Below are 23,210 nucleotides of genomic sequence, written 5' to 3' on the forward strand. Positions count from 1 at the left end.
TTTCGCCGGCGGCCGCACGTTGGACGACGACAGAAACGCTGTCGTACATGTCATGCACCAGGAGGCACCCCGCGATGTCGGTTCCGCAGCTCAACGACGAGCCTCGCGGCGAGGAGATCCTCGCCGTCTTCGACACCGCCTTCGGCGAGCTCCTGGCCGCCGACCCGGCTGCGTTCCGCGTGAAGTTCCGCAAGATGGCCGCCTCGGCCTTCGCCTTCTACCGGGGCACGGCGTGCCTCTTCTACCACGACCTGGACGCGTCGAGGGGCGAGAACGCCGGGCGCGGCGGCGGCCGGATGTTCAGTGGCCCGTACCTGGACGAGCGCACCTCGCGCGTGTGGATCCACGGCGACCTGCACGCGGAGAACTTCGGCACCTACATGGACTCCCAGGGCCGGCTGATCTTCAACGTCAACGACTTCGACGAGGCGTACGTCGGCCCCTTCACCTGGGACCTGAAGCGCTTCTCCGCCTCCATCGCGCTCATCGGGTACGCGAAGGCGCTCGGCGACGAGCAGATCACCGAGCTTGTCGAGGTGTACGCGGGCGCGTACCGCGAGCGCGTGCACGCGCTGGCCGGCGGCGCCAAGCGCGACGAGGTGCCGCCGTTCACGCTGGACACGGCCGACGGGCCGCTCCTCGGCGCGCTGCGCATGGCCCGCTCCCTCACCCGCTTCGGGCTGCTGGACTCGATGACCGAGATCCGTGACTTCGAGCGCCGTTTCGCGCCCGGCGGCGGCGCGATCGAGCTGGACGCGGCCACGCGCTACAAGGTGCTGGCGGCCTTCGACGGCTATCTGGAGACGCTGCCGGAGACGTCCCTGGCCCGCCCGGACTCCTACCGGGTGAAGGACGTCGTCGGCCGCCGGGGCATCGGCATCGGCTCGGCGGGGCTGCCCTCGTACAACATCCTGCTGGAGGGCCACAGCGACGCGTTGGAGAACGACGTGGTGATCTACATCAAGCAGGCCCAGACCCCGGCCGTCTCCCGGCACGTCACGGATCCGGCGATCCGCGACTACTTCCAGCACGAGGGCCACCGCACGGTGATCTCCCAGCGCGCCCTCCAGGCGCACGCCGACCCGTGGCTCGGCTGGACCGAGCTGGACGGCGCGGGCCAGCTGGTCGCCGAGGTCTCGCCGTACGCCGTCGACCTGGACTGGGGCGACATCGACGACCCGGAGGAGATCGCGGCCGTCGTCGCCGACCTGGGCCGGGCGACGGCCACGATGCACGCGGCGGCGGACGACACCTCCGGCGAGTCGCTGGTGCCGTTCTCCACCGAGCGGGCGATCGACGCGGCCATCGCCGCCGACGAGGACGGCTTCGCCCCGCTCCTGGTCGACTTCGCGCACTCCTACGGCGCACGCGCGCGTGCGGACCACCAGATCTTCGTCGACCTGTTCCGCAACGGCCGGATCCCGGGACTGTGACGCGATCCCGGTGACGCCGTCCCGGGCGCTGTGCCGCGTCCATAACGAATAGGGCTCTGCCGGGGACCCTTCAGCAGTCCACCACAGGAACGCGTGACAGACTCTCCAGCGCCATGGACATATCCGGAACCCGACTCAGAGCCGTACGCGCGGCGCTGTTCACGGCCTTCGTCGTGACGCTCAGCACCGCGTCGCACGTCCTGCTGTCCCGGGCCCCGCTGCCGCTGAACACGGTGGCCGCCGTCGCGGTCGCCGTGTTCGTCCTCGCGTACGCCCTCGCGGGCCGCGAGCGCGGCTTCGGGCGGATAGCCGCCCTGCTGATCCCGCTGGAGCTGGCGGCCGACACGGTGTTCACCACCGGCCAGCACGTCTGCTACGGCCGGGCGGGCGGCCCGGTCGCCGGCCCGCTGGCCTCGGTCGGCTGGGACGTGCTGTGCGGCGACGGCACCCCCGTCGGCGCGCCGCTGGCGCACCTCGCGGGCGCCGACACCGACGCCGACCGGCTCGGCGGGGTGCTGGCGCACGCCGACCCGGTCACCGCCTGGCTGCTGCTCGGCGCCCATGTCCTCGTCGGCCTCGTCGCCGCCGCCTGGCTGCGCCGGGGCGAGCGGGCGCTGGCCCAGCTGATGCGGGCGGCCGGTGCGACGACGTTCCGGCCGCTGCTGCTGGCCGTCGCCGCCGTGACCGTACGACGCGCCCCGGCGGCCCGCCGCCTGCCGCGGCCCGCGCACCGCACGGCCACCGCCCGTGAGCGGATCCTCGTGCACTCCCTGGGACGCCGCGGCCCACCGCGCCGGGCCGCCCTCGCCTGAGCACGACCAGTCCCCACACACGTATTGAGCGCACCTCGGCGGTGCGCGTCCCACAGGGAGAACACCCACATGAGCAAGCGGAACACCCAGGCGGCGAAGACGGCGGCCCGGGAGCGGCTGCGCGTCGAGCGCGAGCGCCAGGCCAAGCGGGCCAAGATCAAGCGTCAGGTCATCGTGGCCTGCTCGGCCGTCGGCGTGCTGGCGGTGGCCGGCGGCATAGGCTACGCGGTCGTCCAGGCCAACAAGCCCGGCTACTGGGAAGAGGCCAAGGACGCCAAGCTGGTCAAGCCGGCCAACAGCACCGGCGAGAACGGCACGACCGTCGTCGTCGGCAAGAGCACCGCCAAGAAGACCCTCACGATGTACGAGGACCCGCGCTGCCCGGTCTGCGCCCAGTTCGAGCAGACCGTGGGCTCCGCGGTGAAGGCCGACTACGATGCCGGCAAGTACAAGATCCAGTTCGTCGGCGCGACCTTCCTCGACAACAGCCTCACCGGCGAGGGCTCCAAGAACGCGCTGAGCGCCCTGGGCGCCGCGCTGAACGTGAGCCCGGAGGCGTTCCTCGAGTTCAAGACCGCGCTGTACTCGGCGGAGTACCACCCCGAGGAGAGCGACGACAAGTTCAAGGACGACAGCTACCTGATCAAGGTGGGTGACTCGGTCCCCGAGCTCAAGGGCAACAAGAAGTTCCAGGACGCCGTGAAGAACGGCACGTTCGACAAGTGGGCCCTGGAGATGTCCAAGACGTTCGACGACGCGGGCGTGTCGGGCACCCCGACGCTGAAGATGGACGGCAAGACGCTGACCGGCTCCGACGGCAAGAACGCGCCGATGACGGTCGCCGACTTCCAGACGGCGGTGGCCGCGGCCCTCAAGGGCTGATCCGACGCCGAGCCGAAGAGCGGGCGAACTTTTGCCGGTTCGCCCGCTCTTTGTCGTACTGGTCAGTAATCTGATCGCCTGTGACCAGTCGATACAGATCAACTGAGAGTTCCAACGCGCCCGTTGACGGCGCCGCCTCCCTCGCCCCGCGCCGTCGTACGGTCGTCAAGGCCGCGGCCGCCACCGCGGTGCTGGCCGGGCCGCTCGTCGCCGCGCTGCCCGCGCGGGCCGTCGAACAGGCCCCGGCCTTCCTGCACGGCGTCGCCTCCGGGGACCCGCTGCCCGACGGCGTCCTGCTGTGGACCCGGGTGACGCCCACCGCCGAGGCGATACCCGGCTCCGGGCTCGGCCCGGACACCGAGGTCGAGTGGGTCGTCGCCAAGGACAAGGCGCTGACGGCCATCGTGGCCAAAGGCTCCGTCACCGCGCGCGCCGCCTCCGACCACACCGTCAAGGCCGATGTGCGCGGCCTCGCCCCGGCCACCGACTACTGGTTCCGCTTCTCGGCCGGCGGGACCGACTCCCCCGTCGGGCGCACCCGCACCACGCCGGCGGCGGACGCCTCCGTCCCGAACCTGCGCTTCGGCGTGGTCTCCTGCTCCAACTGGGAGGCCGGCTACTTCTCCTCGTACCGGCATCTCGCCGCCCGCGGCGACCTGGACGCCTGGCTGCACCTCGGCGACTACATCTACGAGCACGGCACCGGCGAGTACGCCGCGCGCGGAACCGTCGTCCGGCCGCACGCCCCCGCGCACGAGATCCTCACCCTCGCCGACTACCGCACCCGGCACGGCAGATACAAGACCGACCCCGACCTCCAGGCCCTGCACGCCAAGGCGCCCTGCATCGCGATCTGGGACGACCACGAGATCGCCAACGACGCCTGGTCGGGCGGCGCGGAGAACCACACCGAGGGTGCCGAGGGCGCCTGGGCGGACCGTCAGGCGGCCGGCAAGCAGGCCTACTTCGAGTGGATGCCCGTCCGCCCGGCCATCGCCGGCACCACCTACCGCCGGCTGCGCTTCGGCAAGCTCGCCGACCTCTCCCTCCTTGACCTGCGCTCCTTCCGCTCGCAGCAGGTCAAGTTCGGCGACGGCAAGGTCGACGACCCGGAGCGCACGCTCACCGGCCGCGCCCAACTCGACTGGCTGAAGGCCGGTCTGACGGCGTCGGACACCGCCTGGCGGCTGGTCGGCAACTCCGTGATGATCTCGCCGCTCGCCCTCGGCTCGCTCCCGGCGTCCCTGCTCAGGCCGCTCGCCAAGCTGCTCGGCCTGCCGCAGGAGGGTCTCGCCCTCAACACCGACCAGTGGGACGGCTACACCGACGACCGCCGCGAAGTCCTCGCCCATCTGCGGTCCAACGCCATCCGCAACACCGTCTTCCTCACCGGCGACATCCACATGGCGTGGGCCAACGACGTGCCGGTGGACGCCGGGACCTACCCGCTGTCCGCCTCCGCCGCGACCGAGTTCGTGGTCACCTCGGTGACCTCCGACAACCTCGACGACATCGCGAAGGTCCCCGAGGGCACGGTCTCCGCGGTCGCCGCGCCGCTGGTGCGGGCCACCAACCGGCACGTCCACTGGCTGGACACCGACCGGCACGGCTACGGCGTCCTCGACATCACCGCCGAGCGCGCGCAGATGGACTACTACGTCCTGTCCGAGCGCACCAGGGCGGACGCGACCTCCTCCTGGGCCCGTTCGTACCGCACGCGCAGCGGCACCCAGAAGGTGGAGCGGACGTACGACCCCGTGTAGGCCTGCGCCCCCGTACGGCGGCCGTCCACGGCCGCTACGGCGAGGCCGCTACAGCGAGTCGAGGAAGCCGAGCGCCACCCGCCAGGTGGCCTCGGCGGCCTCCGCGTCGTAGTCGGGGAGGTCGGGGTCGGTGTAGAGGTGCCCGGCCCCGGCGTACCGGTAGATCTCCACGTCTGCGCCCGCTCTGCCCATCTGGAGATACCAGGCGCTCAGCCAGTCGTCGGTCTCGAACACGTCCGGCTCGGCCACGTGCAGCTGCACCGGCAGCTCGTCCACCGAGACGTTCGGCGCGAGGTCCGAGGTGCCGTGCAGGAGCAGCAGGCCGCGCGCCTTGTCGTCGCCGAGGGCGAGGGTCTGCGCGACGGACGCGCCGAGCGAGAACCCCGCGTAGACCAGGCCCCTGTCCGAGTAGGGCGCGGCGGCCAGGACCGCTCTGCGCAGCAGCTCGTCCTTGCCGATGCCGTCGTTGTGGGCCATGCCCTCCTCGACCGTGTCGAACGTGCGCCCCTCGAACAGGTCCGGCGTCCAGACCTCGTGCCCGGCGGCACGCAGCCGGTCCGCCGCCGCGCGCACCGCGGGACGCAGCCCATAGGTCGAGTGGAAGAGCATGATGTTCATGAGGCCATGGTGCCAGCCGCCGCCGACAACGCCGCACGCCCGCCTAGATCGCGCCGCACGCCCGCCTCACGCATGCTTTTCGCACGCCCCACGTGCGCCGTATGTGTGCTCGACGTGTGCCTCTTCACAAAAGGAGCATGTTCGAGACCCCGCGAGGCCGGTTACGTTCGAAGGCATGGAGAACCTGCTCCGCCCCGTGATCGTGGTCGGCGGTTCGGTCCTACTGACGCTGTTCATAGGCTGGGCCACCGACCGACTGTTGTCCAAAGCCGACCGACGGCACCCGGAGACGCCCCTGTGGGGGCTGCTGCGCCGTGGCCGGATCCCGTACCAGCTCGTGCTGTGCGCCGCGCTGTTGAGAGGGTCGTACGACGAGGCCCGCCTGCTCCAGGAGCACCAGACCGGCATCGGCCGGACGCTCACGCTGGTGCTGATCGGCGCCGCCGCCTGGCTGGTGATCCGTATCGCCGGCGCGGTCGTGGAGACGTCGTACAGCCGGTACGCGCGCGTGCACCGCGACGCGGCCCGGGTGCGACGTGTGCGCACCCAGGTGTCGCTGATCATGCGGGTGGTGTCCGCCGTGGTCGGCACGGTGGCTGCGGCGGCGATGCTGCTGACGTTCCCGGCGTTCCGCGCCGCGGGCGCGTCCCTGCTGGCCTCGGCCGGTGTGCTCGGCATCGTCGCCGGTGTCGCCGCCCAGTCCACGCTCAGCAACATGTTCGCCGGGCTCCAGATCGCCTTCGGCGACATGGTGCGCATCGGCGACACGGTGGTCGTGGACGGCGAGTGGGGCACGGTCGAGGAGATCACCCTGACCTTCCTGACCGTGCGGACCTGGGACGAGCGCCGGATCACCATGCCCGTCTCGTACTTCACGTCCAACCCGTTCGAGAACTGGTCGCGCGGCACCCCGCAGATGACCGGCATCGTCTACTGGCACCTCGACCACTCCGCGCCGCTGGACGCGATGCGCGAGAAACTGCGGGACGTCCTGCGCGAGTCGCCGGCCTGGGACGGCCGCGCCTACGGCCTGGACGTCACGGACAGCACCCCGAGCACCATCCAGGTCAGGGCGCTGGTGACGGCGAAGGACGCCGACGACATCTGGACGATCCGGGTCACGGTCCGCGAGCGGATGCTCCGCTGGCTGACCGAGGAGCACCCCTACGCGCTGCCCCGCGTCAACACCGCGGACGCGATGGTGCCGCCGGGCCGCTCGAAGGGTTTGCCGTCGGGCGACGACGCCCCGTCCCACGAGGGCATGGCGTCCCTCGACGCGGCGCCCCCGCGCCAGCGGCGCGCCCACGAGTCGCCGCAGGTTGACCGCTGACCCTCAGTGTCCGCGCTCGGCACCGCCGTTGACCTGCACGATCTGTGAAGTGACATGCCCGGCGCCCGGGGAGGCCAGCCACCGCAGAGTGGCGGCCACATCCCCGGGCGTCGCGGCGCGTCCGGTCGACGTCTCCTCCACGAGCCGTTCCCGCCGCGACCGCGCGATCTCCCCGCCGAAGAACTCGGTGTCCTCGACATAGCCGGGCGCGACGACGTTCACGGTGACGCCCCGCGGCCCCAACTGCCGTGCCAGATCGTGCGCGTACGGGTGGAGCGCGGCCTTGGCGGCGGCGTACGCCCCACTGCCCGAGCCCCGGTAGGCGGCGATGGAGCTGAGGAACAGCACCCGTCCGCCGGGGCCGGTGAGCCGGTCCTTCAGGGCCTCGGTGAGCAGGGCCGCGGTGAGGACGTTGCTGCGGAAGTTCACCGTCCAGTCGCGCGCGACGACGTCCAGCGGGTCGTCGCTGTCGCCCTGCGGCTCCAGGCCGCCGTTGCCTCCGGCGCAGTGCACGAGGACGTCGACCCGGTCGAACGCCTCCCCGACGAACCACTCGACCTGCCGCACCTGGTCCGGCTCGGTCAGATCGGCGGCATAGGTCAGCGCCCCGCTCACCTCGTCCTTCGCCTTGTCCAGCGTCTCCTGCCGCCGCCCGAGCAGCAGCACCCGGTCGCCGTCGCCGGCGAAGGCCCGCGCGGCGGCCAGCCCGATGCCCGTGCCGCCCCCACTGATCACCACGTTGCGTCCCATACCCCGACCCTACGTTCGAGCCCCGGAACCGGTCACGGATTCGGTGTTCTTGACTCACCGTCAGGCTTGATGCACGGGCGGGCGACTCACCGCAGACTGCGCACGTCGAGATGGCGCAGCACCCGGTCCACGATCTCCGGATCCGCCCCGGGCTCGCTCCGCGCCGCGACCACCTCATGACGCGCCGCGCTCAGCATCTCCGCCTGGATCCGCCGCACCCGCTTCAATCGGCGCATCCGGTGCTCATGCCCCTCGCGCCGCTCGTCCTCCCCCATGTCCGGGCTGATCCGCCATCCGATGTCGAAGGCCCGCCGCACCATCTGCTCGAAGAGCTCCTCCGGCAGCTCCTCCTCGGCCTCGATCTCCCGCAGCCTCCGCTTCGCGGCCTGCGCCGCCCGCACGGCGAGCGCCTTCTCGACCTCTTTCTCATGGTCCGTGTCCGCCTGCACCCCGAGCCGCTTCACCAGCCAGGGCAGCGTCAGCCCCTGCAACACGAGCGTCGCCATGATCACCCCGAACGCGATGAACACGATCTCGTCGCGGTTGGGGAAGGGCGCCCCGCCCTCGGTCTCCAGCGGGATCGCCAGCGCCAGAGCCACCGAGGCCACGCCCCGCATCCCGGACCACCACATGACGACGGTCTCCCGCCAGGTCATCGGGATGTCCTCGTCGTAGTCCCGCTTGGCGTGCATCCGTTTGGTGAGCCAGGTCGCCGGCAGCAGCCACAGCAGCCGTACCAGCACGACGACGGCCACCACGGCCGCCGCCCAGCCCAGCATCTCGCCCCAGCGCCCGGACGCCGTCCGGATCGCGTTGTGCAGCTCCAGCCCGATCAGCCCGAACGCGACACCGGTGACCAGCGTGTCGACGATGTCCCAGAAGGTGTGCCCGGCGAGCCGCGTCATCACGTCGTCGGGGTCGGTGGCGTATTCGGCGAGGAACAGCGCGGTGGTCAGCACGGCGAGCACGCCGGACCCGTGGAACTCCTCCGCCATCACGTACGAGGCGTACGGCACGAGCAGCGTCAGCCCGATCTGGAGGGTCGCGTCCCCGAGCAGGTCCATCAGCTTGTTCGCGCCCCACCCCAGGGCGAGCCCCACGGCCGCGCCCACCACGGCGGACAGCACCAGGTCCAGCCCGGCCTCCCACGGGGAGAAGGTCCCGCTCACGGCCGCCGCGATCGCCACGTGGTAGAGCACGATGGCCGTGACGTCGTTGAACAGACCCTCGCCCTCCAGGATGGACACCAGTCGGCGCGGCAGGCCGAGCTGTCCGGCCACGGCGGTGGCGGCGACCGGGTCGGGCGGCGCGACGAGCGCCCCGAGGGCGAAGGCCGCGGCGATCGGCAGCCCCGGCACGATCGTGTGCGCCACGGCGGCCACGCACAGCATCGTGACGAACACCAGCGCGACGGCCAGCAGGAAGATCGGCCGTTTGTTCGCCGTGAACTGCCGCCAGGAGGTGCGCCGCACCGCCGCGTAGAGCAGGGGCGGCAGCAGCAGGGGCAGGATCAGATCCGGCGGGACGTTCACATTGGGCACGAAGTCGAGGACCGCGAGCACTATCCCGAGCAGCGTCATGAGGACCGGCGCGGGCAGCCCCCACCGGTCTCCCAGCGGGACGCTCACCACGGCCCCGAGCAGAAGGACGAACAGCAGGGCCAACTGATCCACGGTCAGTGCTCCGGCGGTCTAGAGATCACGAACATCCAGGGCTCCAGCCTGTCACGCTCGCCCCGCTTCTGACCGCCTTGCCCGTTTCGGCGCTACAACACCCGCCGCATCGCCCGGTGCGGAATTCCCGCGTCCGGGAACTCCGGCCCGTACGGCTCGTAGCCCAGCCGCTCGTAGAACTCCAGCGCGTGCGTCTGCGCGTGCAGATCCACCGCCGTCAGCCCGCGCGCGCGGGCCGCGTCCTCTATCCCCCGGACCAGCGCGGCCCCGACACCGAGTCCGCGCGCCTCCTTCGCGACGGCGAGCCGCCCCAGCGAGCCCACCGACGGGCCGGCGTCGTCGGTCTTCGCCGCGGCCGCCTCCCCGTGCAGCAGCCGCCCGGTCCCGAGCGGCACGCCGTCCTCCCGGATCGCCAGCACATGCACCGCGCCGGCGTCGTAGGCGTCGTACTCGATGTCCTCGGGGACGCCCTGCTCGCCGACGAAGACCTCCTTGCGCAGCGCGAAGCACGCTTCGAGGTCGGCGGGGTCCTCGGCGACGCGCACCGCGTACGCGGGTGTGCCGCTCATCCGTAGGTCTCCTCGCGGACCTGGTCCAGGGCCTGCCGCAGATCCTCCGGGTAGTCGCAGCCGAACTCGACCCACTGCCCGTCCCCGGGGTGCTCGAAGCCCAGCCGCACCGCGTGCAGCCACTGCCGGGTGAGCCGCAGCCGCTTGGCGAGCGTCGGGTCCGCGCCGTACGTCAGGTCGCCCACGCACGGGTGGCGGTGGGCGGACATGTGCACGCGGATCTGGTGCGTGCGGCCCGTCTCCAGCTTGACGTCCAGCAGCGAGGCCGCGCGGAAGGCCTCGATGAGGTCGTAGTGCGTGACGGACGGCTTGCCGTCGGCGGTGACCGCCCACTTGTAGTCGTGCTGGGGGTGCCGGCCGATGGGCGCGTCGATGGTGCCGCTGGTCGGGTCGGGGTGGCCCTGGACGAGCGTGTGGTACCGCTTGTCGACCGTGCGCTCCTTGAACTGGCGCTTCAGCGAGGTGTACGCCCGCTCCGACTTGGCGACCGCCATCAGGCCCGACGTGCCCACGTCCAGGCGGTGCACGATGCCCTGGCGCTCCGCGGCGCCGGAGGTGGAGATCCGGTAGCCGGCGGCGGCCAGCCCGCCGATGACGGTCGGGCCGCTCCAGCCGGGCGACGGGTGCGCGGCCACGCCGACCGGCTTGACGATGACGACCACGTCATCGTCGTCGTGCACGATCTCCATGCCCTCGACCGGCTCGGCGACGATCTGCACCGGCGCGGGCGCCTGCGGCATCTCGACCTCCAGCCAGGCCCCGCCGTGCACCCGCTCGGACTTCCCGACCACCGACCCGTCGACCGTGACCTTCCCCGCCGCGGCGAGCTCGGCCGCCTTGGTGCGGGAGAAGCCGAACATGCGGGAGATGGCGGCGTCGACGCGCTCGCCCTCCAGGCCGTCGGGCACGGGCAGGGTACGGATCTCGGGAATCGTGCTCACCCGTCGAGTATGCCGGACGGCCACCACCGCCCCGCACGGGCCTGTGGACAACCCCGCGCCTGTGGACAACTCCCCTGCCGGACCGGTCCCCGCGGGCTCGGTCCCCGTGCACTCGGTCCCCGTGCACTCAGTCCCCGTGCACTCAGTCCTTGTGGACGGTGCCGTCCGGGTCGAGGCCCTTGAACGACAGCAGCACGATCAGGATGCCGCCGCACACGATCGCCGAGTCGGCGAGGTTGAAGACCGCGAAGTGCTTCGGGGCGATGAAGTCCACGACCGCGCCCTCGAAGACGCCCGGCGAACGGAAGATGCGGTCGGTGAGGTTGCCGAGCGCGCCGCCGAGCAGCAGGCCGAGCGCGATCGCCCAGGGCAGGCTGTAGAGCTTGCGGGCGAGCCGGGCGATCACCACGATCACCGCCGCCGCGATCACCGTGAAGATCACGGTGAAGGCCTCGCCGAAGCCGAAGGCCGCGCCCGCGTTGCGGATCGCCTCGAAGCGCAGCCAGTCCCCGATGATCTCGATCGGCTCGTGGTGCTCCAGCTTGGCGACGACGATCATCTTGCTGATCAGGTCGAGGGCGTAGGCGAACGCGGCGACCCCGAACAGCACGGCGATCCGACGCCTGCCGCGGGGCCGCTCGGCGGAACCCTCGCCCGCCCCCTCCGCACCGGACGCCTCGCCCGAAGCCGGCGTGCCGGCGCTCCCGACGCCCGCGTCGGGCCGCTCCGGCTCGCCCCCCGCCGCTTCCGGGGTGCCCGGCGTACCGATGATGCGCTCCGCCTCTGCCACGTGAGTCCCTCAACCTAGGTACCTGACTGAGGACGAGAGTACGGCACGCCCACAGGGAGGCAGACGATCAGTACCGCCGCTCCTGTTTCTGCTTGCACTCCACGCACAGCGTGGCCCGCGGGAAGGCCTGCATACGGGCCTTTCCGATGGGGTTGCCGCAGTTCTCGCACAGGCCGTAGGTGCCGGCGTCCAGCCGCTCCAGGGCGTGCTCGGTCTGGATCATCATCTCGCGCGCGTTGGCGGCCAGCGCGAGTTCGTGCTCACGCGTGATGTTCTTGGTCCCGGTGTCCGCCTGGTCGTCGCCGGCGCCGTCCCCGGAGTCCCGCATGAGGCCGGCCAGGGCCTTCTCCGACGCGGCGAGCTCCGCGCGCAGCCGATCGAACTCCGACTGGAGGTCGGCGCGGGCCTCCTCGACCTCCTCCGGGGTCCACGGCTCCTCACCGGGGCGTACCGCCAGGTCGCCCGGCTCCGCCGCGGCGAGCCGTGCCTTGGGAACGGCGGTCTTCGCCGCCGTGGCCGTGCCAGGAGTCTTCTTCGCAACCACCGTCGTGGCTCCCGTCTGCTCCGCGGCCGTGGCCGCGCCCGCTTTCTTGGCCCTGCTCTTCCTGACGGCGCCTTCCGTGCCGCCCCCCTTCCCGACCGCACCGCCGTCACCGCTCCGCCCCACACCACCACCGGCCCCGGCGGAAGCTCCCTCGGCCTCCCCCGCGGCCCGCGCGCCCGTCTTCTTCGCGGCGCCCCTCGCCTTCGAAGCGGTTTTGCCGGCCGGTGCGGCCTCGGCCTTCGCGCCCGCGCGTGACGTCCCGGACCCGCGCGCACCCGTCGTCGCCGCCTTCTTGGCGGCCGCAGCCTTCTTTGCATCCGTCGCCCCGGCGGCCGGCTTCGTCCCGGCAGCCGACTTCGTCGCGGTCGCCCTCGCCGTGGCGGGCTTCGCGGTGGTCGGCTTCGCGGTGGTCGGCTTCGTCGTGGCCGGCTCCGCCGCCGTCGCCTCGGCGTCAGCCGTCTTCGCGGTCACCGCGCCGGCCGCCGCGCCCCTCCCCCTGTCCTTCTTCGCAGCCGTCTCCTTCACCGCCCTTGTTCCGACCGCCCCCGCGGCCCCGGCCTTCCCCGACCCCGCTGCCTTCTTCCCTCCCGGCGTCCCGCCAACCCCCGCCCCGCCCCTGCCCGCCCCCTCGGCCGCCTTCCCGCCCCCGACGGCCTTCTTCGCCCCCTTGGCGGCGCGCGCCGACGCCGCCCCCTCACCCGTCGCCCCCACCGACTTCACCGCCGTCACGGCGCGTGACGCGCTGCCTCCCCGCACGCTGTTCCCGGCCACGCCGCCGGAGGCGCCCGCGTCCGCGGATCTGCCGGACGCCGACTGCTCTACGGCGGTCTTCTTCGCCACCATGCCGCGGCCCCTTCACATATTGTGATCTTGCGCGCGAATCGTGCTGGGACGATAAATCGACTTGGGTCCCGCGGCAACGGGGCACACCGCCCGATTCGCCCGCCTCGCGCACGCCGCGCGACGAGCCTGCATGCGTTGTGCCCAGCTCTTCGCCAGGTAATCCGCCCAGTTCGCCGTCCCAGGATCCGAACACGCGCACCTCACCATTCGGGTCATACCGGACCCACCTCCATCCCTCGTCCACAGGCCCGGAAAACCGGTCGGCCGCCGTCGTCGCCGCGCCGTACACTGGGCGGAGCGAAAAGCGTGGATGGGGACGAGTAGCGGCGTACGCAGCCCAGAGCGACCCGGGGACGGTGGAAGCCCGGGGGCGAGCGCGAAGCGAAGATCACCCCGGAGCCGCCGGAGGAAAGCCCCGCCCGAGAGGCGCGGGCGAGTAGAACCGGCATCGCGACCCCAATGAGGGGGCCCACCGAGGCGCACCACGCGTCGGAGGGCCAAGGAGGGTGGTACCGCGGGAGCGCGCCGCACACGGCGTAGACAGGCAGGAAGGCTCTCGTCCCTCCGACGGAAGGCAGTACGTCCGCCGGAGGAAGCTCGTTGAACACGCAGCCGCAGTATCGCCAGGTGCCCGCCCAGGTCGACCTCCCCGCCCTCGAGCACGCCGTGCTCGACTTCTGGCGCGAGCAGAAGATCTTCGCCAAGAGCCTGGAGCAGTCCGAGGGCCGCCCCGAGTGGGTGTTCTACGAGGGCCCGCCCACCGCCAACGGCATGCCGGGCGCCCACCACATCGAGGCGCGCGTCTTCAAGGACGTCTTCCCCCGCTTCCGCACCATGCGCGGCTACCACGTGGCCCGCAAGGCCGGCTGGGACTGCCACGGCCTCCCGGTGGAGCTCGCGGTGGAGAAGGAGCTCGGCTTCTCCGGCAAGAAGGACATCGAAGCCTTCGGCATCGCCGAGTTCAACGCCAAGTGCCGCGAGTCCGTCCTGCGCCACACCGACGCCTTCTCCGAGCTGACCACCCGCATGGGCTACTGGGTCGACCTGGACGACGCCTACGTCACGATGGACCCCGAGTACGTCGAGTCGGTCTGGTGGTCGCTGAAGGAGATCTTCAACAAGGGCCTGCTGGTCCAGGACCACCGCGTCGCCCCCTGGTGTCCGCGCTGCGGCACCGGCCTGTCCGACCACGAGCTGGCGCAGGGCTACGAGACGGTCGTCGACCCGTCCGTGTACGTCCGTTTCCCGCTCACCTCCGGTCCGCTCGCCGGCGAAGCCGCCCTCCTGGTCTGGACGACGACGCCCTGGACGCTGGTCTCCAACACGGCCGTGGCCGCGCACCCCGAGGTCCCCTACGTCGTGGCGACCAACGGTGAGGAGAAGCTGGTCGTCGCCGAACCGCTCGTCGCCAAGGCGCTCGGCGAGGGCTGGGAGACCACCGGCGAGACCTTCACCGGCGCCGAGATGGAGCGCTGGACCTATCAACGTCCGTTCGAGCTCGTGGAGTTCTCGGAGCCGGCGCACTATGTGGTGAACGCCGAGTACGTCACCACCGAGGACGGCACCGGTCTGGTCCACCAGTCCCCCGCCTTCGGTGAGGACGACCTCAAGGTCTGCCGCTCCTACGGCCTCCCGGTCGTCAACCCGGTCCGCCCGGACGGCACCTTCGAGGAGTCCGTCCCGATGGTCGGCGGCGTCTTCTTCAAGAAGGCGGACGAGAAGCTCACCGAGGACCTCCAGGAGCGCGGCCTCCTGTTCAAGCACATCCCGTACGAGCACAGCTACCCGCACTGCTGGCGCTGCCACACCGCGCTCCTCTACTACGCGCAGCCGTCCTGGTACATCCGCACCACCGCCGTCAAGGACCGTCTCCTCCAGGAGAACGAGAAGACCAACTGGTTCCCGGACTCGGTCAAGCACGGCCGCTTCGGCGACTGGCTGAACAACAACATCGACTGGGCGCTGTCCCGCAGCCGCTACTGGGGCACCCCGCTGCCGATCTGGCGCTGCGAGGACGACCACCTCACCTGCGTCGGCTCGCGCGCGGAGCTGAGCGAGCTGACCGGCGCCGACCAGTCCGAGCTGGACCCGCACCGGCCCTTCATCGACGCGGTCACCTTCGACTGCCCGCACGAGGGCTGCGGCCGGACATCCACGCGCGTGCCCGAGGTCATCGACGCCTGGTACGACTCGGGGTCCATGCCGTTCGCGCAGTGGGGCTACCCGTACAAGAACAAGGAGCTGTTCGAGAGCCGTTACCCGGCGCAGTTCATCTCCGAGGCCATCGACCAGACCCGCGGCTGGTTCTACACGCTGATGGCGGTCGGCACGCTGGTCTTCGACAAGTCCAGCTACGAGAACGTCGTCTGCCTCGGCCACATCCTCGCCGAGGACGGCCGCAAGATGTCCAAGCACCTCGGCAACATCCTCCAGCCGATCCCGCTCATGGACCAGCACGGCGCGGACGCGGTCCGCTGGTTCATGGCGGCCGGCGGCTCGCCCTGGGCGGCCCGCCGCGTCGGCCACGGCACGATCCAGGAGGTCGTCCGCAAGACGCTCCTCACCTACTGGAACACGGTCGCCTTCCAGGCCCTGTACGCGCGCACCAGCGGCTGGTCCCCGTCCGGGGCCGACCCGGCGCCCGCCGACCGTCCCGTCCTCGACCGCTGGCTCCTGTCCGAACTGCACGCGCTCACCGACCAGGTGACCCAGTCGCTGGAGGCGTACGACACCCAGCGCGCCGGCAAGCTGCTCTCCGCCTTCGTCGACGACCTGTCGAACTGGTACGTGCGCCGCTCGCGCCGCCGCTTCTGGCAAGGCGACAAGGCGGCGCTGCGCACGCTGCACGAGGTCGTGGAGACGGTCACCAAGCTGATGGCCCCGCTGACCCCGTTCATCACCGAACGGGTCTGGCAGGACCTGGTGGCGCCCGTCACGCCGGGCGCTCCGGAGTCCGTGCACCTGTCCTCCTGGCCGGAGGCGGACCTGTCCTCGATCGACCCGGAGCTGTCCCGGCAGATGCTCCTGGTCCGCCGCCTGGTGGAGCTGGGCCGCGCCACGCGCGCGGAGTCGGGCGTCAAGACCCGCCAGCCGCTGCGGCGCGCCCTGATCGCCGCGACCGGGTTCGACGCCCTCTCCGCCGAACTGCGCACGCAGATCACGGAGGAGCTGAACGTCGAGTCGCTGGCGTCCCTGTCCGAGGTGGGCGGCAGCCTGGTCGACACGACCGCGAAGGCCAACTTCCGCGCGCTGGGCAAGCGGTTCGGCAAGCGCGTCCAGGACGTCGCCAAGGCCGTCGCGAACGCCGACGCGGCGGCGCTCTCCCTCGCGCTGCGCGAGGGCACGGCGTCGGTGGAGGTCGACGGCGAGACGATCGCCCTCGGCCCGGACGAGGTGATCATCACGGAGACCCCGCGCGAGGGCTGGTCGGTGGCGTCCGACTCCGGCGCGACGGTCGCCCTGGACCTGGAGATCACGGAGGAGCTGCGCCGTGCGGGCCTCGCCCGTGACGCGATCCGGCTGATCCAGGAGGCCCGCAAGAACAGCGGCCTCGACGTCGCCGACCGCATCGCGCTCCGCTGGACGGCGACCGACCCGGCGACCGTCGACGCGCTGACGGGGCACGCCGGTCTGATCGCCGAAGAGGTCTTGTCGACCGACTTCGCGCAGGGTGACGCCGATGACGGCTACGGCGCTCCGTTCACCGACGAGGCGTTGACGCTGACGTTCCGGTTGCGCAAGGTGTAGCGCTTGCGCTGAGCGGGTCGACGGCGGCTGTCCCCCTGCGGGGCAGCCGCCGTTGTGCGTCCCGCCGTCGCCGCGCGCGGGCCGTGGGGGGGCTTGTCGCGCCCACCCGGCGGAGCCGCACCTCGACACAGCCCCGCGCCCCTTGGGTCGCAACGCGCGTAAAAAGGGCGGGACCCCGGATCGTGATCCGGGGCCCGCCCTTTGAACGCTGCCGACGCCTAAGGCGTATTACTGGCCGTCAGTTGTCGTCCTCGTCGATGAGGAAGCCGCGCATCGGCGAGGGAGCCTGGCCCATCGGGGAGGGGCCCTGCGGTCGTACCGGCGCCATCGGCTGGGTCATGGCGGGGGACATCTGCTGCTGCCCGCCGTAGGACGGCGCGGCCGGGCTGGGCGCGCCCATGCCCTGGTTGCCGCCGTAGGACGGGGCGCTGGCACCGGCCGGAGCCATGGAAGGCGCCGGGGACGGCGGCAGGGAGGCCGTGGCCGGAGTGCGCGGCGGGGCGAGGGAGTCGTCCGCCTGCGTCTCCAGCTGGCGCAGCTGGGACTCCAGGTACGACTTCAGGCGCGTGCGGTACTCGCGCTCGAAGCCGCGCAGGTCCTCGACCTTGCGCTCCAGCGTGGCGCGGGCGGACTCCAGGGAGCCCATCGCGACGCGGTGCTTCTCCTGCGCGTCCCGCTCCAGGGCGTCGGCCTTGGCACGGGCGTCACGCTCGAGACCCTCGGCACGCGAACGCGCCTCCCCGACGATCTTGTTGGCCTCGGAACGGGCCTCCGCGATCGCCTGGTCCGCGGTCTGCTGGGCCAGCGAGAGGACACGTGCGGCGCTGTCACCGCCGGGACCCTGACCGGGGCCGCCCATCGGACCGCCCATGGGGCCGCCCATCGGACCGCCCATCTGCTGCTGCATGGGGGGCTGACCGCCCATCGGACCCTGACCCATGGGGCCCTGGCCCATCGGACCCTGACCCATCGGGCCGGGACCCTGGGGACCGCCCTGACCGCCGCCGGGACCGGCGGGCAGCTGCGGGGCACCGCTCGGCAGCTGGGGCGGACCACCCATGGGGCCACCCATCTGCTGCTGCGGCGGGCCCGATATGCCGGCGGGCACCGGAGCGCCGGGACCTCGCATGCCCTGCTGGGGCATGCCCTGTCCCTGCATGCCGCCCTGCTGCATGCCGCCTTGTCCCTGCATGCCGCCCTGCTGCATGCCACCCTGCCCCTGCATGCCGCCTTGCTGCTGCATGCCGCCCTGCTGCATACCGCCCTGAGGTCCGTCCTGCGGCTCCGGCGGCTTGCGCATGTTCTGCTGGTTCTGGGCAGCCGCGCGCGTGGCAGCGGCCAGTTTGGCGCGCAGGTCCTCGTTCTCGCGGAGCAGTCGGGTCAGTTCGGCTTCGACCTCGTCGAGGAAGGCATCGACCTCGTCCTCGTCATAGCCTTCTCGGAGGCGGACGGTCGTGAACTGCTTGTTCCGCACGTCCTCGGGGGTCAACGGCATCTCTTCACCTCAACGTAGTCGTCGGCATTCGGCAAGACGGTAGTTCACATCGACTCACAGCCGGCTCACGATCGAGATCAGGATGTAGACGATGATCATCAGTACGAAGAAGGACAGGTCGAGCGCCACGCCCCCGAGACGCAGCGGCGGGATGACCCGCCGCAGAAGCTTGAGCGGTGGATCGGTGACAGTGTAGGTGGCCTCCAGAACGACCACCATCGCCTTGCCGGGTTGCCATGAGCGGGCGAACTGGAAGACGTAGTCCATGACCAACCGGAAGATGAGCACGATGAGGAAGACCATCAGCGCGATGTAGACGACATCCAGGACCACGCTCATGTTCGGTGCTTCCCTCTCCCCTGCTTACGCGCTCACTCGTACTGCTGTTTCCGGTGTTTCCGGTGTGGTGTCTCAGCTCTGGTTGAAGAACCCGCCCTCTGCGATGCGGGCCTTGTCCTCCGCCGTGACATCGACGTTAGCAGGCGACAACAGGAACACCTTCTGCGTCACCCGCTCGATGCTGCCGTGAAGACCAAACACCAAACCGGCCGCAAAGTCGACAAGTCGCTTCGCGTCTGTGTCATCCATCTCGGTCAGATTCATGATCACCGGAGTGCCCTCGCGGAAGTGTTCCCCGATGGTACGGGCCTCGTTGTAGGTCCGGGGGTGGAGCGTGGTGATCCGGTACGGCTCTCGTTCCGACACGACCTTGGGCATGATCACCGGTGCGTTCTTCTCCAGGGACTGGCGTTCTTGTGTGATGGATGCCACGGGCGCGATGCGCGCGGGGCGGCCGGATTCCGCGGCGAGCGAAGCGGCCCGGGCCACCGGCTCGCGCGGCGCGGGCGGTTGCACGATACGCACCTCTTCGTCCCTTTGGGACTGATGTGCGCCGTGTGCCTGGTGTGGCGGCTCGTGCCGCCGGTGATCCCGCTCGGGTTCCGGGTCGAGCTCGGGTTCGAAGTCGTCGTCGGGGTCGAAGCCCCGGCCGTCGTACCCATCGTCCTCCACGAGGCCGAGGTAGACCGCCATCTTGCGCATCGCGCCGGCCATGCTCTGAGTCCTCCGCTCTGTGGTGGATCGGCTGACGACTGCCAAGTCCCGCGATCCACGTGGTCCTTAAGCCCGCCTTCCAGCGGTAATGACCATATTTTCTGCTGTGGTCCGACTTCTTGGCGACGTTACCCGAGCCTGGGGCGGACTCCGAGTACCGCAGTGCCGACGCGTACATGTGTCGCCCCGGCCGCCACGGCTTCCTCGAGGTCCGCACTCATCCCTGCGGAGACCATGTTCGCAGCCGGATGGGCTCGGCGCAGGTCAGTCGACAAATCCATCAACCGCTCGAACGCCGCCCGTTGACGACCGGCGTATTCCCCGGTCAGAGGTGCGACAGTCATCAGTCCGTCGATCCGCAGCCCCGGGGAGTCCGCGACGAGAGCGGCCAACTCTTCGATTCCTTCGGGCGCTACGCCGCCGCGCTCTCCCCGCGCGGCCCCTCCCGTCGTGGACTCCCCCGCGTCGAGGGCGACCTGGACGAGACATCCGAGTTCGCGCCCGACCCGTACGGCTTCCTTCGACAGGGCCGTCACCAGCTTGGAACGGTCGACGGACTGCACGACATCGGCATAACCGACCACCGAGCGGACCTTGTTGGTCTGCAACTGGCCCACGAAGTGCCAGGAAAGGGGCAGATCCGAGCAATCCGCGGCCTTCGGCGCCGCGTCCTGGTCGCGGTTCTCGGCGACGTGGCGCACCCCGAGCTCCGACAGGATCCGCACGTCCTGCGCGGGGTAGGTCTTGGTGACCACGATCAGGGTCACCTCCTCGCGCTTGCGCCCGGCCGCCGCGCACGCGGCGGCGATGCGCTCCTCCACCTTCGCCAGATTCCCGGCGAGTTCGTCCCTACGGTCCGTCATGTCCATCAGTCCAGCCAGACATATCCCGCGAGTCGCCCCGTGAGGCGGTCGCGGCGGTACGAGAAGTGGTCCTGCGACTCCCGTGTGCACACCGGCGACTGCTCCCGGTCGTGCACCCCGAGCCGCTCGAGCTGCGCGAGCACCCCGGCGGTCACGTCGACCGCCGGCGTACCCCAGCTCGTCCCGGCGTACGCCGCCGGTTCGACGGCGGCGACCTCGGCGCGCATCGCCTCCGGCACCTCGTAGCACCGGCCGCACACGGCGGGTCCGGTGCGGGCGACGATCCGGTCCGGTTCGGCGCCGAGCTCCACCATGGCCCGTACGGCGGCCGGGACGATCCCGGCGACCATGCCGGGCCGGCCGGCGTGGGCCGCGGCGGCCACGCCCGCGACCGGGTCGGCGAGCAGGACGGGCGTGCAGTCGGCGGTGAGGACGGCGAGGGCGAGACCGCGCCGGGCGGTGACGAGCGCGTCCACCTCGGGGACGGGACCGTCGCCCGAGGGTCCGTCGGCCTCGGCGACGCCGACGCCGTGCACCTGGTTCATCCAGACGACCCGCCGCGGGTCCAACCCGAGCGACTTCGCGGCGAGTTCCCGGTTGGTGCGCACGGCGCCGGGGTCGTCGCCGACCCCGCCGCCGAGGTTGAGCTCCTCATACGGAGCGGCGCTCACCCCGCCCCACCGGTCGGTGAAGGCGAAGTGCGCGCCGCTCGCGCTCTCGCGCTGTCCTATCACTTCAGGAAGTCCGGCACGTCCAGTTCCTCGGCCGCGCTGTCGGTGTAGGTCCGCGACGGCGGGACCGGCGGGGCGACCGGGATGTCGGCCACCGGCTCGGGGGCCGGCTCCGGCTCCTCCTTGGGCGTGACGCTGCCGAGCGAGCCGAAGCTCGGGCGGCTCTCCGGCTGCCGCGCCGGGGCGGGCTCCTCACGGCGGTTCGACGAGGCCGAGGCCGACGACGAGGCCGAGCCGAGGACGTTGTCCCGGCGGGCCGGGGGCTGACCGCCGTCGAAGCCGGCCGCGATCACGGTGACCCGGACCTCGTCGCCGAGGGCGTCGTCGATGACCGCGCCGAAGATGATGTTGGCCTCGGGGTGCGCGGCCTCGCTGACCAGCTGGGCGGCCTCGTTGATCTCGAACAGACCGAGGTCGGAGCCGCCGGAGATGGAGAGCAGCACGCCCCGGGCGCCGTCGATGGACGCCTCCAGGAGCGGCGAGGAGATCGCCATCTCGGCGGCGGCCACCGCGCGGTCGTCGCCGCGGGCCGAGCCGATGCCCATGAGGGCCGAACCGGCCTCGGACATGACCGACTTGACGTCGGCGAAGTCGAGGTTGATCAGACCGGGCGTGGTGATGAGGTCGGTGATCCCCTGGACGCCGGAGAGCAGGACCTGGTCCGCCGACTTGAAGGCGTCGAGGACCGAGACCTGGCGGTCCGAGATGGACAGCAGCCGGTCGTTGGGGATGACGATGAGGGTGTCGACCTCTTCGCGGAGTTCGGCGATGCCGTCCTCGGCCTGGTTGGCGCGGCGCCGTCCCTCGAAGGTGAACGGGCGGGTGACCACGCCGATGGTGAGGGCGCCCAGGGAGCGCGCGATGTTGGCCACGACGGGCGCGCCGCCGGTGCCGGTGCCGCCGCCTTCACCGGCGGTGACGAAGACCATGTCGGCCCCCTTGAGGACCTCCTCGATCTCCTCGCGGTGGTCCTCGGCGGCCTTGCGGCCGACGGCCGGGTTGGCTCCGGCGCCGAGTCCGCGGGTGAGTTCGCGGCCGACGTCGAGCTTGACGTCGGCGTCGCTCATCAACAGCGCCTGCGCGTCGGTGTTGATGGCGATGAACTCGACGCCCTTGAGACCGACCTCGATCATCCGGTTGATGGCATTGACACCACCGCCGCCGACACCGATGACTTTGATGACTGCGAGGTAGTTCTGCGGTGCTGCCACGTCGAAGGCCTCTCGCCTCGAGTTACGTGTCGTCCGGTTCACGGGGCGCTCCGCGCTCCGCGCTCCGGCGACTGATGCCGAATGGGACGGTCCGTTTCGCCGACCCGAACCCTAACCCTGAAGTTTAGGGTTACCAGTGTGTCTGTTCCTTGAAGTCTTCTGAACAGGACACTAAGTCGACAAGTGGCGCCCGTTCAACGAACACGCCGAACCTCCCGTTTTTCTTTTCACCCTATGTGATCAGCCATAGCGGTGCCCAACCAGGGTGCTGGCCTGCGCTGATGTGCGTCAACTTCCCGCTGACGCCGGGGCGGTGGGGACGCTGACATCGAAGTGCCGTGCGCTCGGGGAGGCTTTGATGAGGGCGGTGAGGGCGCGGGCCTTCGCGGCGCCCTTCTCGGCGCTCCCCCACGCGACCGTACGGCCGCCGCTCAGATCCAGCGAGATGTCGTCGTAGGAACGGACCTTGACCAGCCGGGTGTCCCGGGCGACGGCGGCCGGAAGCGCTCCCGCGGCCCGGACCGCCTCGCGGACCAGACGGGCCTCGCCGAAGCGGCGCAGGCTCGCGGCGGCCGAACCGGAGGAGGACACTTCCAATTTCAGCAGCGGAACGCCTTTGGGAGCCACGGAAACCGTGGCGAAACGGACGCCCTGGTCGTCCACTTCCACGAATTTCCTCCCTTTTTGAACCAGCAGGACGGGCTTGCGTTCCGTCACTTTCAAGCCGATTCCATGAGGCCAGGAACGGACCACGGCCACCGAGTCGATGCGCGGCAGTTCCGCGCGCAGCCGCGCCTCGATCGCGTCGGTGTCGACGGAGACCAGCGGCGCCCCGACCGGAACGGCGGCGGCCTCGCGCACCTGGGCCGGCGTCAGGACCTCCGTGCCGGACACGGAGACGCGCTCCACGCGCAGCCACCGCGAGCCGTACAACGCCCAGACCGCGCCCGCCCCGAGGAGCACGACGACCACCGCGATGATGATGATCGTACGAAGTCGGCGTGGGCCCAGCCTTCGGACGAGGGGCGGGCCGGACGACTCCTGCCTGCGTGCACCGCGTTCGGCGGTGGCGGGTCCGGCCACGCGCACTCCCTTTCCTGGCTCGGTGCGCCTCCGGGGCGCGTCGGCCGCTGCCGAACGCCCCTCGGGCCCACTCGCCGCC

General features: G+C 71.2%; 20 protein-coding genes. 6 read left to right on the forward strand and 14 right to left on the reverse strand.

The window, feature by feature from the left end:
• The first annotated feature begins 74 nt into the window (after positions 1–74).
• The 4 genes from ACFYX4_RS01490 to ACFYX4_RS01505 all read left to right on the forward strand — a co-directional run bounded on the left by ACFYX4_RS01490 (position 75) and on the right by ACFYX4_RS01505 (position 4,890).
• Positions 75–1,433, forward strand: a complete 1,359-nt coding sequence (locus ACFYX4_RS01490; protein WP_389323947.1) for a DUF2252 domain-containing protein — start codon at positions 75–77, stop codon at positions 1,431–1,433.
• A gap of 113 nt (positions 1,434–1,546) precedes the next feature.
• Positions 1,547–2,245: a hypothetical protein gene (locus tag ACFYX4_RS01495; RefSeq protein ID WP_389323950.1), complete on the forward strand. Its 699-nt coding sequence runs from the start codon at positions 1,547–1,549 to the stop codon at positions 2,243–2,245.
• 69 nt (positions 2,246–2,314) lie between these two features.
• Positions 2,315–3,127 carry a thioredoxin domain-containing protein gene (locus tag ACFYX4_RS01500; RefSeq protein WP_389323953.1) on the forward strand — a complete coding sequence of 271 codons (813 nt, stop codon included), beginning with the start codon at positions 2,315–2,317 and terminating at the stop codon, positions 3,125–3,127.
• Positions 3,128–3,207: 80 nt separating this feature from the next.
• A complete protein-coding gene (locus ACFYX4_RS01505; protein ID WP_389323956.1) occupies positions 3,208–4,890 on the forward strand; it encodes an alkaline phosphatase D family protein in 1,683 nt (560 codons plus the stop codon).
• A gap of 48 nt (positions 4,891–4,938) precedes the next feature.
• On the opposite strand, the gene ACFYX4_RS01510 is transcribed toward ACFYX4_RS01505, so the two are convergent.
• Complete coding sequence (locus tag ACFYX4_RS01510; RefSeq protein ID WP_389323959.1) at positions 4,939–5,508, reverse strand: dienelactone hydrolase family protein; 570 nt, start codon at positions 5,506–5,508, stop codon at positions 4,939–4,941.
• 175 nt (positions 5,509–5,683) lie between these two features.
• Here ACFYX4_RS01510 and ACFYX4_RS01515 point away from each other — a divergent pair, with 175 nt between their 5' ends.
• Entirely contained in the window at positions 5,684–6,838 is a 1,155-nt protein-coding gene (locus tag ACFYX4_RS01515) for a mechanosensitive ion channel family protein (protein ID WP_389323963.1), read from the forward strand.
• Between the two features lie 3 nt (positions 6,839–6,841).
• Here the strand turns inward: ACFYX4_RS01515 and ACFYX4_RS01520 are convergent, their stop codons facing one another.
• The 6 genes from ACFYX4_RS01520 to ACFYX4_RS01545 all read right to left on the reverse strand — a co-directional run bounded on the left by ACFYX4_RS01520 (position 6,842) and on the right by ACFYX4_RS01545 (position 12,948).
• Positions 6,842–7,588: an SDR family NAD(P)-dependent oxidoreductase gene (locus tag ACFYX4_RS01520; RefSeq protein WP_389323966.1), complete on the reverse strand. Its 747-nt coding sequence runs from the start codon at positions 7,586–7,588 to the stop codon at positions 6,842–6,844.
• An 86-nt stretch (positions 7,589–7,674) separates the two neighbouring features.
• Positions 7,675–9,261, reverse strand: coding sequence for a Na+/H+ antiporter (locus ACFYX4_RS01525; RefSeq protein WP_389323969.1), 1,587 nt, complete (start codon positions 9,259–9,261; stop codon positions 7,675–7,677).
• 92 nt (positions 9,262–9,353) lie between these two features.
• Complete coding sequence (locus tag ACFYX4_RS01530) at positions 9,354–9,830, reverse strand: GNAT family N-acetyltransferase (protein ID WP_389323971.1); 477 nt, start codon at positions 9,828–9,830, stop codon at positions 9,354–9,356.
• A complete protein-coding gene (locus ACFYX4_RS01535; protein WP_389323974.1) occupies positions 9,827–10,771 on the reverse strand; it encodes an RluA family pseudouridine synthase in 945 nt (314 codons plus the stop codon). Before ACFYX4_RS01535 ends, ACFYX4_RS01530 begins: the two co-directional genes overlap by 4 nt.
• Before the next feature lie 142 nt (positions 10,772–10,913).
• Entirely contained in the window at positions 10,914–11,561 is a 648-nt protein-coding gene (gene lspA, locus ACFYX4_RS01540; protein ID WP_389323977.1) for a signal peptidase II, read from the reverse strand.
• A 67-nt stretch (positions 11,562–11,628) separates the two neighbouring features.
• Positions 11,629–12,948: a TraR/DksA family transcriptional regulator gene (locus ACFYX4_RS01545; RefSeq protein WP_389323980.1), complete on the reverse strand. Its 1,320-nt coding sequence runs from the start codon at positions 12,946–12,948 to the stop codon at positions 11,629–11,631.
• Between the two features lie 600 nt (positions 12,949–13,548).
• On the opposite strand from ACFYX4_RS01545, the gene ileS reads away from it, so the two are divergent.
• Positions 13,549–16,695, forward strand: coding sequence for an isoleucine--tRNA ligase (ileS, locus tag ACFYX4_RS01550; RefSeq protein ID WP_389323983.1), 3,147 nt, complete (start codon positions 13,549–13,551; stop codon positions 16,693–16,695).
• A gap of 238 nt (positions 16,696–16,933) precedes the next feature.
• Here the strand turns inward: ileS and ACFYX4_RS01555 are convergent, their stop codons facing one another.
• The 7 genes from ACFYX4_RS01555 to ACFYX4_RS01585 all read right to left on the reverse strand — a co-directional run bounded on the left by ACFYX4_RS01555 (position 16,934) and on the right by ACFYX4_RS01585 (position 23,131).
• Positions 16,934–18,190, reverse strand: coding sequence for a DivIVA domain-containing protein (locus tag ACFYX4_RS01555; RefSeq protein WP_389323986.1), 1,257 nt, complete (start codon positions 18,188–18,190; stop codon positions 16,934–16,936).
• Between the two features lie 54 nt (positions 18,191–18,244).
• A complete protein-coding gene (locus ACFYX4_RS01560; RefSeq protein ID WP_020129925.1) occupies positions 18,245–18,529 on the reverse strand; it encodes a YggT family protein in 285 nt (94 codons plus the stop codon).
• A 72-nt stretch (positions 18,530–18,601) separates the two neighbouring features.
• Positions 18,602–19,243 carry a cell division protein SepF gene (locus tag ACFYX4_RS01565; protein WP_389323989.1) on the reverse strand — a complete coding sequence of 214 codons (642 nt, stop codon included), beginning with the start codon at positions 19,241–19,243 and terminating at the stop codon, positions 18,602–18,604.
• Positions 19,244–19,371: 128 nt separating this feature from the next.
• Positions 19,372–20,112 carry a YggS family pyridoxal phosphate-dependent enzyme gene (locus ACFYX4_RS01570; RefSeq protein ID WP_389323992.1) on the reverse strand — a complete coding sequence of 247 codons (741 nt, stop codon included), beginning with the start codon at positions 20,110–20,112 and terminating at the stop codon, positions 19,372–19,374.
• Positions 20,112–20,840 (reverse strand): peptidoglycan editing factor PgeF, encoded by a 729-nt coding sequence (pgeF, locus tag ACFYX4_RS01575; RefSeq protein ID WP_389323995.1) that lies wholly within the window; start codon positions 20,838–20,840, stop codon positions 20,112–20,114. The genes ACFYX4_RS01570 and pgeF overlap by 1 nt, the downstream gene beginning before the upstream one ends.
• A complete protein-coding gene (ftsZ, locus tag ACFYX4_RS01580) occupies positions 20,837–22,048 on the reverse strand; it encodes a cell division protein FtsZ (RefSeq protein ID WP_389323998.1) in 1,212 nt (403 codons plus the stop codon). Before ftsZ ends, pgeF begins: the two co-directional genes overlap by 4 nt.
• 288 nt (positions 22,049–22,336) lie before the next feature.
• On the reverse strand, positions 22,337–23,131 hold the full coding sequence (locus ACFYX4_RS01585) for a cell division protein FtsQ/DivIB (protein ID WP_389324001.1): 795 nt from the start codon (positions 23,129–23,131) through the stop codon (positions 22,337–22,339).
• Between the last annotated feature and the right edge of the window lie 79 nt (positions 23,132–23,210).

The sequence above is a fragment of the Streptomyces sp. NPDC002328 genome, assembly GCF_042890065.1.
GTDB lineage: Bacteria > Actinomycetota > Actinomycetes > Streptomycetales > Streptomycetaceae > Streptomyces.